This window comes from Streptomyces sp. NPDC047108, from assembly GCF_040643575.1.
In the GTDB taxonomy this organism is placed as follows: Bacteria; Actinomycetota; Actinomycetes; order Streptomycetales; family Streptomycetaceae; genus Streptomyces.
Window position 1 is genome coordinate 24,662 of record NZ_JBEYUP010000011.1, and the last position, 13,030, is coordinate 37,691.

Annotated in this window: 12 protein-coding genes; 8 read left to right on the forward strand and 4 right to left on the reverse strand. The window is 72.4% G+C overall.

Annotated elements, in window-relative coordinates; all coding sequences use genetic code 11:
• Nucleotides 1–45: 45 nt before the first annotated feature.
• A complete protein-coding gene (locus ABZ822_RS21495; protein ID WP_360856354.1) occupies nucleotides 46–402 on the reverse strand; it encodes a helix-turn-helix transcriptional regulator in 357 nt (118 codons plus the stop codon).
• A gap of 123 nt (nucleotides 403–525) precedes the next feature.
• On the opposite strand from ABZ822_RS21495, the gene ABZ822_RS21500 reads away from it, so the two are divergent.
• The 5 genes from ABZ822_RS21500 to ABZ822_RS21520 all read left to right on the forward strand — a co-directional run bounded on the left by ABZ822_RS21500 (nucleotide 526) and on the right by ABZ822_RS21520 (nucleotide 6,135).
• Nucleotides 526–1,623, forward strand: a complete 1,098-nt coding sequence (locus ABZ822_RS21500) for an NADH:flavin oxidoreductase/NADH oxidase (RefSeq protein ID WP_360856357.1) — start codon at nucleotides 526–528, stop codon at nucleotides 1,621–1,623.
• A 93-nt stretch (nucleotides 1,624–1,716) separates the two neighbouring features.
• Nucleotides 1,717–2,802, forward strand: coding sequence for an exo-alpha-sialidase (locus tag ABZ822_RS21505; protein ID WP_360856360.1), 1,086 nt, complete (start codon nucleotides 1,717–1,719; stop codon nucleotides 2,800–2,802).
• A 257-nt stretch (nucleotides 2,803–3,059) separates the two neighbouring features.
• Complete coding sequence (locus ABZ822_RS21510) at nucleotides 3,060–3,737, forward strand: uracil-DNA glycosylase (protein WP_360856363.1); 678 nt, start codon at nucleotides 3,060–3,062, stop codon at nucleotides 3,735–3,737.
• A 151-nt stretch (nucleotides 3,738–3,888) separates the two neighbouring features.
• The gene (locus ABZ822_RS21515; RefSeq protein ID WP_360856366.1) at nucleotides 3,889–4,983 is read left to right on the forward strand and encodes a BadF/BadG/BcrA/BcrD ATPase family protein; all 1,095 of its coding nucleotides are present in this window, start codon (nucleotides 3,889–3,891) and stop codon (nucleotides 4,981–4,983) included.
• A gap of 192 nt (nucleotides 4,984–5,175) precedes the next feature.
• Nucleotides 5,176–6,135 (forward strand): hypothetical protein, encoded by a 960-nt coding sequence (locus ABZ822_RS21520; protein ID WP_360856369.1) that lies wholly within the window; start codon nucleotides 5,176–5,178, stop codon nucleotides 6,133–6,135.
• 144 nt (nucleotides 6,136–6,279) lie between these two features.
• Here the strand turns inward: ABZ822_RS21520 and ABZ822_RS21525 are convergent, their stop codons facing one another.
• Both ABZ822_RS21525 and ABZ822_RS21530 read right to left on the reverse strand, forming a co-directional pair.
• Nucleotides 6,280–7,344 (reverse strand): lactonase family protein, encoded by a 1,065-nt coding sequence (locus ABZ822_RS21525; RefSeq protein WP_360856372.1) that lies wholly within the window; start codon nucleotides 7,342–7,344, stop codon nucleotides 6,280–6,282.
• Between the two features lie 201 nt (nucleotides 7,345–7,545).
• Nucleotides 7,546–9,057 carry an FUSC family protein gene (locus ABZ822_RS21530; protein ID WP_360856375.1) on the reverse strand — a complete coding sequence of 504 codons (1,512 nt, stop codon included), beginning with the start codon at nucleotides 9,055–9,057 and terminating at the stop codon, nucleotides 7,546–7,548.
• 290 nt (nucleotides 9,058–9,347) lie between these two features.
• Here ABZ822_RS21530 and ABZ822_RS21535 point away from each other — a divergent pair, with 290 nt between their 5' ends.
• From ABZ822_RS21535 to ABZ822_RS21545, 3 genes are all read left to right on the forward strand, one after another.
• The gene (locus ABZ822_RS21535) at nucleotides 9,348–9,827 is read left to right on the forward strand and encodes an Lrp/AsnC family transcriptional regulator (RefSeq protein WP_360856379.1); all 480 of its coding nucleotides are present in this window, start codon (nucleotides 9,348–9,350) and stop codon (nucleotides 9,825–9,827) included.
• Nucleotides 9,828–9,906: 79 nt separating this feature from the next.
• Complete coding sequence (locus tag ABZ822_RS21540) at nucleotides 9,907–10,611, forward strand: HAD family phosphatase (protein WP_360856382.1); 705 nt, start codon at nucleotides 9,907–9,909, stop codon at nucleotides 10,609–10,611.
• 183 nt (nucleotides 10,612–10,794) lie between these two features.
• Nucleotides 10,795–11,631, forward strand: a complete 837-nt coding sequence (locus ABZ822_RS21545) for a serine hydrolase (protein WP_360856385.1) — start codon at nucleotides 10,795–10,797, stop codon at nucleotides 11,629–11,631.
• 490 nt (nucleotides 11,632–12,121) lie between these two features.
• Here the strand turns inward: ABZ822_RS21545 and ABZ822_RS21550 are convergent, their stop codons facing one another.
• The gene (locus tag ABZ822_RS21550; RefSeq protein WP_360856388.1) at nucleotides 12,122–12,991 is read right to left on the reverse strand and encodes a M48 family metalloprotease; all 870 of its coding nucleotides are present in this window, start codon (nucleotides 12,989–12,991) and stop codon (nucleotides 12,122–12,124) included.
• Nucleotides 12,992–13,030: the final 39 nt, after the last annotated feature.

The window sequence follows — 13,030 nt, forward strand, 5'->3', positions numbered from 1 at the left end:
CAGGCGCCGGGCCGGCACGGGAGGTCGGCGACGCGGGGCTTCGCGTCAGTGCGTGCCGAGCCGGTCGATCTGGCGTGCGGCGGCGTCGAGGACGCTGTCGAGCAGGCCGGGGAAGAGCGCGTCGAGGTCGTCCCGGCGGAGCCCGTTCATCTTGGCCGTGCCCTGGTACGCCTGGTTGATCACACCGTTCTCGCGCAGCACCCGGAAGTGGTGCGTGGTCGTCGACTTGCTGACGGGCAGGTCGAAGACGGAACAGGACAGCGGGTCCTTCCCGCCCGCGAGCGTACGGACGATGCACAGGCGCATCGGATCGGACAGCGCGTGCAGCACGCCCTCCAGGCGGATGTCCTCGCGCGCCGGGTGGTCGAGCGTGCGGCCCGGCGTGGTGGTGGTCCCGGTCATCGCGGCGGCTCCTCGTCTCGGAACAGCCATTGTACGAGAACCATCGTAGTTTGACACATGCCGTACTACGATGCCTATCGTACGAGTGCCCGGCCCAGCCACCCTTGCGAAACGGAGCCTGTCGTGAGCGCCCTCTTCGAGCCCTTCACCCTGCGGTCGCTGACCATCCCCAACCGGATCTGGATGGCACCGATGTGCCAGTACTCCGCCGACGACTCCGGGCCGTTCACGGGCGTGCCCAACGACTGGCACTTCTCGCACTACACCGCGCGGGCCTCCGGCGGCACCGGCCTGATCCTGGTCGAGGCGACGGCCGTCAGCCCCGAGGGCCGGATCAGCCCCGCGGACCTGGGCATCTGGAACGACAGCCAGGCCGACGCGTTCCGGCGCATCACCGCCTTCCTCAAGGGGCAGGGCACCGTGCCCGGCATCCAACTCGCCCACGCGGGGCGCAAGGCGTCGACCGAGCGGCCCTGGCTCGGCGGCGCTCCCGTCGGACCGGAGGGCCACGGCTGGCAGCCCGTCGCGCCGAGCCCGCTGCCGTTCGCGGACGGACACCCGGTGCCGGACGAGCTGACCACCGAGCAGATCCGGGAGATCGCCGGGCAGTTCGCGGACGCCGCGCGCCGGGCGCGAGCGGCCGGATTCGAGGTCGTGGAGATACACGGCGCCCACGGATATCTGATCGGCGAGTTCCTCTCGCCGCACTCCAACCACCGCACGGACGCCTACGGCGGGTCGTACGAGAACCGCACCCGCTTCGCGCTGGAGGTCGTGGACGCCGTGCGCGCCGTGTGGCCCGACGACCTGCCGGTGTTCTTCCGCATCTCGGCCACCGACTGGCTGACGGAGAACGGCGACGACGACCGCACGGGCTGGACCGCGGACGACACGGTGCGCTTCGCGGAGGACCTGCGGGCCCATGGCGTCGATCTGCTGGACGTCTCCAGCGGCGGGAACGCGCCCGGCGCGCGCATCCCCACCGGGCCTGGCTACCAGGTCCCGTTCGCGGAGGCCGTCAAGGCGAGGACCGGCCTTCCGACCGCCGCCGTCGGCGAGATCACCGACCCGCACCAGGCCGGGAAGATCCTCGACGAAGGCCGGGCCGACGCCGTCCTGCTGGGCCGTGAGCTGCTGCGCAACCCCTACTTCGCGCGGCATGCCGCGCGCGACCTCGGGGGCGAGGTGAGCAGTCCGCGGCAGTACCACCGCGCCGCCTGAGCGATGCGGGCGGCACGTTGGGGCGCCGTTGTCAGTGGCCGGGTGCAGACTGGCCTGACCTGGTGACAACGGCGTCCCGGAAGGTGGCCGGAAGTGAACGACGTACTACTCGCGGTGGGCACGCGCAAAGGGCTGTTCGTGGGGAGGCGGAGCGGCGGAAGCTGGGAGATCGACGGTCCGCACTTCAACGCGGAGGAGGTCTACTCCGTCGGCATCGACACCCGCGGCGCCACGCCCCGCCTGCTCGCCGGAGGCACGAACAACCACTGGGGCCCCTCGGTGTTCCACTCCGACGACCTCGGCCGGACCTGGAAGGAACCGCTGCAGCCGGCGGTGAAGTTCCCTCAGGACACCGGCGCCTCGCTCGAGCGCGTCTGGCAACTGCACCCGGCGGGACCCGCGGCGCCCGGCGTCGTGTACGCGGGGACGGAGCCCGGCGCGCTGTTCCGTTCCGAGGACGGCGGGGAGACCTTCGAGCTCGTCCGGTCGCTGTGGGACCACCCGACGCGCGAGCACTGGGTGCCGGGCGGCGGAGGACTCGCGGTCCACACGATCGTCACGGACCCGCGCGACGCGGGCGCGGTGACGGTCGCGGTCTCGACGGGCGGGGTCTACCGCTCGCTCGACGGCGGGGCGAGCTGGGCCCCGTCCAACTCCGGTGTCCAGGCGGTCTTCCTGCCCGACCCGAACCCGGAGTTCGGCCAGTGCGTGCACAAGGTCGCGCAGGATGCGGAGGATCCGGACCGGCTGTATCTGCAGAACCACTGGGGTGTCTACCGCAGCGACGACGCGGGGGCCACCTGGACGTCCATCGGCGAAGGGCTGCCGTCCGACTTCGGGTTCCCGGTCGCCGCCCACCCGACCCGCGGTGGTGTGGCGTACGTCTTCCCGCTCAACGCCGACGCCGACCGGGTCCCCGCCGGGCGGGAGTGCCGTGTCTACCGCACGGAGGACGCGGGAGCGACCTGGCAGAAGCTCGCCACGGGGCTCCCCGAGGGCGCGCACTTCGGCACGGTGCTGAGGGACGCCCTGTGCACCGACGACGGAGACCCGGCAGGGGTCTACTTCGGCAACCGCAACGGCGAGGTCTTCGCCAGCGCGGACGACGGCGACAGCTGGCAGATGGTCGCCTCGCACCTGCCCGATGTGCTGTGTGTCCGGGCGGCGGTGATGGCGTGATCCTCGTCGGCGTGAAGGCGTGAAGGCGTGAGGGCGTGAGGGCGTGAGGGGATGGCGAGGCGCGAGGGTGTGACGCCGTGGCGGCGGTGACGCCTGCGGACGGTGGCGGGCTCCGGTGAGGAGCGGGTGATCCGTACGGTGTGAGCGGGTGGCCGTGGAGCGCTTTGGCTCGATCCGTACGGAGTGCGGCCTGAACCGTACGGGCCCGTCGGCATCACGCGAGGAGGCGGTCCTCCGAGCCAGTAGAGTGACGCCCCGTGGCTGCACGACCGTTGAACGAAATCGTCGAGCCGGGATGGGCCAAGGCTCTGGAGCCGGTTGCCGAACGGGTCGCCGCGATGGGCGACTTCCTGCGCACCGAGATCGCCGCCGGGCGGACCTATCTGCCGGCGGGAGCGAATGTGCTGCGCGCTTTTCAGCAGCCGTTCGACGACGTCCGCGTGCTGATCGTCGGCCAGGATCCGTATCCCACTCCCGGACATGCCGTGGGGCTCAGCTTCTCCGTGGCCCCCGAGGTGCGTCCGCTGCCCGGCAGCCTGGAGAACATCTTCCGGGAGATGCACACCGACCTCGGGCTGCCCCGGCCCTCCACCGGCGACCTGACGCCGTGGACCGCGCAGGGCGTCCTGCTGCTCAACAGGGCGCTGACCACGGCGCCCCGCCGACCGGCGGCGCACCGCGGCAAGGGCTGGGAGGAGGTCACCGAGCAGGCCATCCGGGCGCTCGCGGCGCGCGGCAGGCCGATGGTCTCCATCCTGTGGGGCCGGGACGCCCGTAACCTCCGTCCCATGCTGCGCGATCTGCCGGTGGTCGAGTCCTCGCACCCCTCCCCCATGTCCGCCGACCGGGGCTTCTTCGGCTCGCGGCCCTTCAGCCGCGCGAACGATCTGCTCGCGCGGCAGGGAGCGCAGCCGGTGGACTGGCGACTGCCGTGACCGAGGCGCCCGCGGACCGCCTTGCACCCCCGTGCGGTCGCATCGGCCCGATCTGCGGAGCCGGTTCGTCACGCGACTCGTCACGCGACGGCTTGGTCCTTGCTGCCCGTGCTGCCCGTGCTGCCCGTGCTGCCCGGACCGGACGGGTCGGATGACGGCGCGGGCGACACCGCGGGCAGGCACCGCGCCGCCGTGGGTGCTGGGAGTGGACTCCGGTGGCTCCGGCCTGCGGATCGCCCTGGCCCGCGCCGGGGACCCACGCCCCCTCGGGACCGTGATGTCCCGCGAACCGGTGCGCACCGGCCCCGGCGGCATCGACGCCGCCCACCTGCTGGAACAACTGCTGCCCGCCGCACAGGAGTTGCTGCGCCGTGAGGGAGACGGCCGGGAGGCCGGCCAAGGCGGGGCACGGGTGGCCGCCGTCGCGGTCGGCGCCGCCGGCATGGCCACCCTCGGCGACGATCTGCGTGCCACCCTGCCCGGCGCCCTGACCACGGCCCTCGGCACGCGGCGGCTGGCGCTCGCGGCCGACGCCGTGACCGCGTACGCCGGTGCGCTCGGCCAGCGCCCGGGCGCCGTCGTGGCGGCAGGCACCGGCCTGATCGCCCTCGGCGCGACGCTCGGCACCCCGGGCGGGCGGCCGGGGGCATGGCGGCGGGCCGACGGCTGGGGCCACCTCGTCGGCGACTGCGGAGGAGGTGCCTGGATCGGCCGGGCCGGACTGGAGGCGGCGCTACGCGCGTTCGACGGCCGCCACCGGGGGTCACCCGCACTGCTGGCCGGACTGGAAGCGGTGTTCGGGCCGGCTCCTGAACTGCCGGGCCTGCTGTATCCGCGGACCGACCGGGCCGCCGTCCTGGCCTCGTTCGCCCCGGAGGTCGGCCGCTGCGCCGTGGAGGACCCGGTCGCCGCGGGCATCCTCGGGGAGGCGGCGCGCTGCATCGCGGAAGCGGCGGCCGCGGTCCGCCCGGTGGACGACGGCGGTGAGGCGCCGTTCGACGTGGCGCTCACCGGCGGGCTGTTCGGGATGGGTGAGCCGCTGCTCGGCCCCGTACGCGACGCGATCGCCCGCGCTCTGCCGTCCGCGCGACTGATCCCGGCCGCGGGCGACCCGCTGGACGGCGCCCTGCGCATCGCCGCGGCCCTGGCCACGGACGACCTACGCTTCCCGGCCGATCCGCGACTGCTGCATCTGCCGCTGCACCGACCGCCGGATCCTCCCGAACCGTTGGAATCCGGCACATAACCCACCGGCGAACACCGGGTGCGCCGCGGCCTCACACCGTACCCACCCGCCACGAGCCGGGGCGGTCCGGCCCGTCGAACGCTCGACGATTCCCAGTTCAACCGATGTTCCAGCGGAAATTTCGGGACGGATGCCGCACAGTCGCACCCTCCCCGAACGCATCCGACCCCAAAGGCATTAGCATGCGGCGCCATGAGCCACCCCACAGGGCCTGCTTCCGGCCTGCCCGTACGAATGCCGCGTCCCCGCCAGCCTGGGCGACACCGCAGACCTGAGCCGCTGGCGGCTCCCGAGGGTGCGCCCGCGCTTGTCCTTGCCGTTCCTGGAACCCCCAGTTCCGAGACGCGCGGCCAGGCTGAGGAGATCCTCAGCATCGCGCGGTCCGAACTGCCCGGCCTCGATGCCCGTATCGGCTATGTGGACGGCGACGACCAGGAGTTTCCCTCGCTGGGGACGGTGCTCAGCACCGCCGCGGCCGAGCGGTCCGAGCGTGCCCAGCGCATCGCTCTGCTGCGTGAGCAGCTCTCCGAGGAGGAGGCCGCCGAAGCGCCGGAGATGCCGGACCTGGACGCTCCGGTCGCCGTGGTCGTCCCGCTGCTGGCCGGCCCGGACAGCGCGCTCACGCGCCGGATACGCCAGGCCGTGATCGACAGCCGCACCGCGGCCGAGCTGACCGACGTCCTCGGCCCGCACCCGCTGCTCGCGGAGGCGCTGCACGTCCGCCTCTCCGAGGCCGGTCTCGCGCGCGCGGACCGCGCCCGCCTGTTCACCGTGGCCACCGCCGCGGACGGCATCATCCTCGCCACGGTCGGCGGCGACGAAGCGGTCCAGGCCGCCGGGATCACCGGCATGCTGCTGGCCGCGCGTCTCGCCGTACCGGTCCTGGCCGCCGCCCTCGACGTCGACGGCGCCATCGCCAACACCGCCGAGCAGCTCCGGAACTCCGGCTCGGCACAGCTCGCGCTCGCGCCGTACCTGGTCGGTCCTGAGGTCGCCCAGGGCCTGCTCAAGGCTGCGGCGGACGAGGCGGGATGCGCTTCGGCCGAGCCGCTGGGCGCGTACCCGACCATCGGACGGCTGGTCCTCGGGAAGTACGCGACGGCGCTGGGCATTTCGCACCCTCAGCTCCAGGGCACCTCGCCGGTCCGCTGACGCCTCATGGCGTCGGCGGACCGCCGGTCCGCCCGCTACCGGACCGTCAACGGTCCACCGTGCCACCGGACCCGGCCGGTCCAACGGGCCACCGCAGGTGGCCCGTTCTTCGTCGGACCGCCGGGCGGGCGGGGAATCCGGCGTTCAGCCGAAGACGACGCAGGAAGCCGCCGGGGCGGGCACCGAGCCCGCCCGTCGCGGAATCCCCGTCGCCCGGTCCACGTCGAACCAGGTGACGTCGCCGGACCGTTCGTTCGCCGCGTAGAGGCGCCGGCCCGTAGGGTCGAGGGCCAGGTGGCGCGGCCAGTGGCCGCCGCAGGGCACGTGCCCGACACGGCGCGGCCGGTCCCCTGCCGCGTCCAGGGCGAGGACCGTGAGGGAGTCGTGCCCCCGGTTCGCCGTCCAGACGAAGCGGCCGTCGTCCGCGATCACCACTTCCGAGGGATGGACGACCTCACCCCCTCTCCCCTCCGTCGGCAGAACGGCCGTCTCGGCCAAGGGCGTCAACTCGCCCGTCACCCCGTCCCAGCGGCAGGTCGTCAGGGTCGGGGTCAGCTCGTTGATGACGTACGCGCGGTCGCCGCGCGGATGGAAGGCGAGGTGGCGCGGCCCTGAGCCCGGGCGCAGCGGCACCTCGTGGTGCAGGGCCAGGGCCCCGGCGTCCGGGTCGAGCCCACAGACGCGGACGGAGTCCGTGCCGAGGTCCACGGAGAGCACCCACCGGCCCGTCGGGTCGGGCTGGACGGCGTGCGCGTGCGGCGCCTCCTGGCGCTCGGGGTGCGGCCCTCCGCCTTCGTGCCGCAGGACGCGGCCGTCCCGGTCGAAGGTGCCGTCGGCGCGGAGCGGGAGCGTGGTCACGCTGCCCGAGCCGTAGTTGGCGACGAGGAGATGGCCGTCGGCGAGGGCGAGATGGGTGGGTCCGCGGCCGTGCACCGGGGCGGTGTCGCGCAGCAGGGGCCGCCGCTCCGCGTCCCGGGTGAGGTCGAACGCGGCCACCGTTCCGTGCCGGGTCTCGCTCACCGCGTAGAGCACGTCACCGCCGGGGGCGACGGCGAGGAAGGACGGGTCGGCGACGGCGTCGGTGGTGTGGAGCGGGGTGAGGGCTCCTGAGTCCGGGTCGACGGTGGCGGTGGTGATGCCGTCGCCGCCCGCCGAGGTGAACGAGCCGATGTACGCCCGTACCGGCCGTACCGCGCCGCTTCCGCCCACCGCGCTCCCCTTCCGCCACGTGCTCCGCCGTCCCGTCCGGGCGAGTCCGGACGGATCCGGGCCGGTCCGGCGTCCCGCGGGCAGCCGTTCCGACCGCTCCGACCGTAGCAGTAGGTCTAGACCAGAACGAAGACCGCGCGGCGTCAACCGGTCGGCAGGACCGGCGGGTTGATGCCCGTGCGCAGCGCGCGCCGCGACGGCTCAGGAGGAGGTCAGCGGAGCGCGGGGATGGCTCCTGAGGGGCGCGGCGAGACCCGCGAGAGCGCCCTCCAGGGCGTGCAGATGCCCCAGAGCCCGATCGACTCCGGGGTGGTGGTGTGCCTCGCCGGACGGGGCGGGGAGGGTGGCGTGCTCGGTCCGTGCCGGGGCCAGCAGTGCCTCGACAGCCGCCTCCACCCGCCGGCAGGCAGCGGTCAGCCGCTGGTCGCGCGAGGCCTCGGGGTCGGCGGCCGTTCCGGCGAGCCCGCGGACCTGCCGGGCGCAGGCGTCGAGCAGTTCGATGACCCGCAGCGCACGCGCCTTGCGCGCCTTCAGCGGGCTGAGCGGGTGCACCAGCGGACCGAGCGAGGTCCGCACCCGGCCGAGCAGCAGCTCCAGTTCGGCGACGCGGGCCGCCGGGTCGGCGTCCGGGTCGCCCGCGAGGCGCCGTGCCGCCTCCTCGGTGCAGCGGTGCACGCACACCAGCGCGCGCCCGATCCAGGCGCCCGTCGAGGCGTGCGTCGTGACCGGCAGGACCACGGCCACGGCGATGGCGGCCGCGAACGCGCCCACCATGGTCTGCTCGAAGCGCAGAGCGAGGAGCCCGGGATGGAGGACGCCGAGCAGCCCGTAGAGGAGTCCGGCCATGACCGTCACGAAGAACATCATCCAGCTGTACGAGGGCGCGGCCGTGTAGAAGATCCCGAAGACGCAGACGGCGACGAGCAGGACCGAGGGCAGCGGCGCACCCTGCAGCGGTACGGCCACCAGCAAGCCCGCCGCGATCCCCGCGACCGTGCCCACGACCCGGCGGAACCCGCGGACCACGGTCTCGCCGCGGGAGGCCGTGTTGACGAAGATCCACCACGCGGTGCCCACGGCCCAGTACCAGCGGTCGTCCGATATGGCCTGGCCGACGCCCAGCGCCAGGGCACAGGCGAGGACGCACTGGAACGCCTGACGCGTGGTCGTCCGCGCGAGACCGGCCCCGGCGAGCGGGGCGGGAGCGGCGGGCGGCGGGGTGCGCCGCTCGATGCACCAGAGGCCGAAGCGCACCACGGCCGCGGCGACGACGGCCAGCAGCACGGCCGCGTAGAGCTGCGGAAGCCGGCCCGGCACCGCGTCCAGGAACTGGGTGGCGAAGAACATCATGAACGCGAAGATGCCGAGCGCCGTGCCGCGGGGGCCCCAGCGCCGGGCGTAGACGCCGCACAGCACGACGGCGAGGAAGGCCGCGTCGCGCAGTATCGGGCGGTCGTGGAGCACGGTGGCGAGCGTCAGGACGGGTAGGCCGACGGCCGGGAGCAGGGCGGTGGTCACCATCTGCCGGCGGACGGTGGGGTCGGCCACGTTGAAGAAGGCGAGCAGCGCCGCGAGACCGCCCGTGATCGAGGCGGGCAGCGACAGTCCGCAGAGTTCGGCGGCGGAGACGGCAAGGCCGACACCGATGACGGCGCGCAGGGAGGTGCGCAGCCGCAGCAGTGCCGGATCCGGAGCCGCGAACATCCTCTTCATCGGGGTGGACCCCACTCCTTCCCTCGGCATCCGTGACGGACCTCACCGATCCCGTACGGACCTGCCGGGCATCTGCGAGCGGGGGCGCGCCGCAGGCCCGTGAACACGACAAATGGCGCCGCGTGGGGTCCGGAAGCGGCGTTCTCGCCGTCCGGCGCAGCCCCGATGCAGCGCCATCTCTCCCGCTAGGAAAGCACCTGTCGGGTCAGTGGCTCAACCGGCTCCCCGTTCACTGAGCCATTGGTACAGTCGAACGCAGACCGACCTGCACCGAAAGAGGCCGATGGCCCATGACCGCCGTGGACGCACTGGACGCCCGGATCCTGCGGCTCATGCTGGAACAGCCGCGGACGAGCGCCCGTGAGTACGCCCGCATCCTCGGCGTCGCGCGCGGCACGCTGCAGGCCAGGATCGACCGGCTGGAGCGGAACGGCGTGATCACGGGCTCGGGCCCGCGGCTCTCCCCCGCCGCCCTCGGCCACCCGGTCCTGGCCTTCGTCCACATCGAGGTCACCCAGGGGCACCTGGACGAGGTGGGCGACGCGCTCGCCCAAGTGCCGGAGATCATCGAGGCGTTCTCGATCACCGGCGGCGGCGACCTGATGACGCGCGTGGTCGCACGGGACAACGTGCACCTGGAGGACGTCATCCAGCGGCTCATCCGGATGCCGGCCGTGGTGCGGACCCGCACCGAGGTGGCGCTGCGCGAGCGCGTCCCGCACCGGATGCTGCCGCTGGTCGAGGCGGTGGGGCGGGAAGCACCCCGCTGACCGTGGGCCCTGCCTCGCCCCTGCCACGTACCGCGCTCCCGCCCGCACTCCCCCGTCGCCGCTCTTGCATGCTGGGGGCATGAGTGCCCCGCAGACGCCCCAGCCGCCCCGGACCCCTTCAGTGATCTTCGATCTCGACGGCACGCTGGTCGACAGTGAGCCGAACTACTTCGAGGCGGGGCGCCGCCTTCTCACCGAGTACGGCGTCACCGGCTTCACCTGGGAGGAGCACACGCGTTTCATCGGGATCGGCACCCGGGAGACGCTCGAGGTGCTGATCCGCGAGCACGGCATCGACGCCCCGGTCGAGGAGCTCCTGGAGGGGAAGAACCGCCACTACCTCGCGCTCGCCTCCGCCTCCACCGAGGCCTTTCCGCGGATGCGGGCCTTCGCCGGTGCGCTCCATGCGGCCGGGGTCCGTACGGCGGTGGCGTCGGGGTCGTCCCGGGAGGCGATCGAGGCGGTGCTCGGCGCGACGGGGCTGGCCCCGCTGATGGGCACGGTCGTCTCGGCGGAGGAGGTCGCACACGGCAAGCCGGAGCCCGACGTCTTCCTGGAGGCGGCCCGCAGACTGGGCGCGGACCCGGGCGACTGCGTGGTCGTGGAGGATGCTCCGCCGGGTGCCGAGGCCGCGCACCGTGCGGGGATGCGCTGCATCGCCGTCCCGTACGTGCCGGGAACGGCGGGTGACCCCGCCTTCGCGAGGGTGGGTCTGCTCTTCCCGGGCGGACAGGGCGAGTTCGACGCGGGCGCCGCGTTCGACTGGGTCACCCGAGCCTCCTGAGGATCACCTACTCAATCTGCCACCCACCAGATCCCCCTGATCCAAGAACGTGCGATTATGCCCCCGTTCACTCGAACAAAGAGCGAAACGGAGCATAAATTGACAACAGGGGGCAGACCGGCGGTTCGCCGGTGGGGGGTGGCGGTCGTCGCATCGACGGCCGCCGTGACGGTTCTGGTGCCGATGAACACGGCCCAGGCCGCGGCGGGCCCGTCGGGCATCACCGCCAAGGGCGCGTATCTGCTCGACAGCGGGCCCAACAAGAAGCTGTGGAGCAAGAGCGCCGACACCCGGCGCCAGATGGCCAGCACCACCAAGATCATGACGGCGATGGTGGTCCTGGACACCCGGGGCGTCGATCTCGACAAGAAGGTGACCGTCAAGCAGGCCTACCGGGACTACGTGGCCCGGGAAGGCGCGAGCACGGCCGACCTGAAGACGGGTGACAAGCTCAAGGTCCGGCAGCTCCTCTACGGGCTGATGCTCCCGTCGGGGTGCGACGCGGCGTACGCGCTCGCCGACACCTTCGGCACGGGGAGCACGAAGGCCAAGCGGACCAAGTCGTTCATCTCCAAGATGAACAAGAAGGCCGACGAACTGGGCATGTCGAAGACCGACTTCGACTCCTTCGACGGCATATCGCCCACGGGGAAGAACCTCTCCACGCCCCGTGACCTGGCGAAGCTCGCGCGGCACGCGATGAAGAACGGCACCTTCAGCGGCGTCGTCAAGGCGGCCAGCACCAAGCAGAAGGCGACCAACGGCCGCACGTACACCTGGTACAACACGAACCAGCTTCTCGGCTCCTACAACGGTGCGATCGGCATCAAGACCGGGACCGGGACCGCCGCGGGAGCGTGCCTGGTGTTCGCCGCCAAGCGCGAGGGCCGGACCGTCGTAGGCGTTCTGCTCAACGACGCCAACCGGTACCCGGACGCCAAGAAGATGCTGGACTGGGCGTACGGCACCCACACCACCATGAAGCTGCGTCAGCTCCCCAAGAGCGCGCAGCGCGACTGACGCGCGGGGAGCACGTCGGTCCACGGGGGACCATGATGGACAGATGACCCGGGCCCCGCACGGATGCATCCGTGCGGGGCCCGGCCTCGTCCACGGAGCCATCCAGGGGCATGCACAAGGCAGATGGCGGAGGGCGTTCGGCGTCCGGGCTCTCCACTCGCCGTTCAGCCTCAGCTGCGGGTACCCTACGGTCCGCCGTGCATGGACAGCGGTGCAGTTCACGTCACTTCAGGAAGGACAGCCGCACCCAGCGGTCCGGATGGTCGCGTTAGGTGTCCACCCAAGCCTGCAAGGAAACCCCGGCACGCTACCAGGGTGCCGTTCTACGAACGGTCCCAAGCCCGCCGCTGGGAAATGCCCACCCCGTCGGCCAATCCAGTAGCCGCACACTGACGTATTAGCAGAGGCGTAGCCGACGCGTCGTCGCCGGCGAGCGCGGAGATCACCCTAAGGGACCTCGCCTGCTGAAGGGACGCGGAAGGGTAGCGCGTCACCGCCACCCCGCCAGGTGGGGGGCCAGATGGTGCAGGCGTGTGTGGTAGTCAGGGTGTGAAGCCAGGAGCCTGTCAAACAGGACCAGTCGGCCGGTTTGAACGTTCCCCGCCGCACCGATTATGCCTCTCGAGCCGTGGCAGCCGGAGGAGGCGGCCACGCTGCGATGCTGGGCATCCGAATTCCCTCTCTGCATCGTGTGCAGCACCTCGGCGAGCATGGGGCCGAAACCGAGTGCCGCCGCATAACGGTCCGCCCGTAGTTCGGCCTGGCGCGACAGCGCCGCCATCGGGTACGGCGCCACCACCAGCGCCAGTAGGACGAACCAGTAGGACAACGCCAGCGCGATCAGAACACTGCCCACGGCCAGAACGAGTACTAGCGCCACCCAATTGTTGAGCCGCCGGACGATGCTGGGCCCGTGCCGGGCCAGCCACCTGAGAGCGGCCCAACCGATCCGTCCCGGAGCGGAGTACCACTCACCCAGCAGCGACGTCCAAGCGTGTCCGCCGACATGGTGGCCCAACTCGTGAGCGAGGACGGCAGCAAGGTGGTCGCTGGACAGGTGCTCGAGGGAGAATCGGGTAACGCCTACGATGTGCCCCGCCGCGGCCAGGGCGTTGATGTTGTCGCAGTCCTGGATCCACAACTCGTAGGCCCTGCCGTCGACGCCCGCCCTGGCGGTGACCGCCCGCCAGACCGGTTCCAGCCGGTCTCGTTCCCGCGGAGTCGGGTAGCGCAAGTCGAGCAAGTGCCGGGCAACGACTCGCTCGGTAGGCCGGTGGAAGGCCAGTAGGCCCGTTGCGATCCAGCACAGGACAACGACCCAGCCCGTGGTGGGAAGCAAGGCGTAGGCGATCAGGGCCACGAGAAGCAAGCTGGCAGCGAACCACGGCAGGTACATCAC

Excerpts from the sequence above, each read along its gene's own strand:
- ABZ822_RS21520 (WP_360856369.1), top strand. The coding sequence starts at position 5,176 with ATGAGCCACCCCACAGGGCCTGCTTCCGGCCTGCCCGTACGAATGCCG.
- ABZ822_RS21535 (WP_360856379.1), top strand. The coding sequence starts at position 9,348 with ATGACCGCCGTGGACGCACTGGACGCCCGGATCCTGCGGCTCATGCTG.
- ABZ822_RS21530 (WP_360856375.1), bottom strand. The coding sequence starts at position 9,057 with ATGAAGAGGATGTTCGCGGCTCCGGATCCGGCACTGCTGCGGCTGCGC.
- ABZ822_RS21540 (WP_360856382.1), top strand. The coding sequence starts at position 9,907 with ATGAGTGCCCCGCAGACGCCCCAGCCGCCCCGGACCCCTTCAGTGATC.
- ABZ822_RS21515 (WP_360856366.1), top strand. The coding sequence starts at position 3,889 with ATGACGGCGCGGGCGACACCGCGGGCAGGCACCGCGCCGCCGTGGGTG.
- ABZ822_RS21545 (WP_360856385.1), top strand. The coding sequence starts at position 10,795 with ATGAACACGGCCCAGGCCGCGGCGGGCCCGTCGGGCATCACCGCCAAG.
- ABZ822_RS21495 (WP_360856354.1), bottom strand. The coding sequence starts at position 402 with ATGACCGGGACCACCACCACGCCGGGCCGCACGCTCGACCACCCGGCG.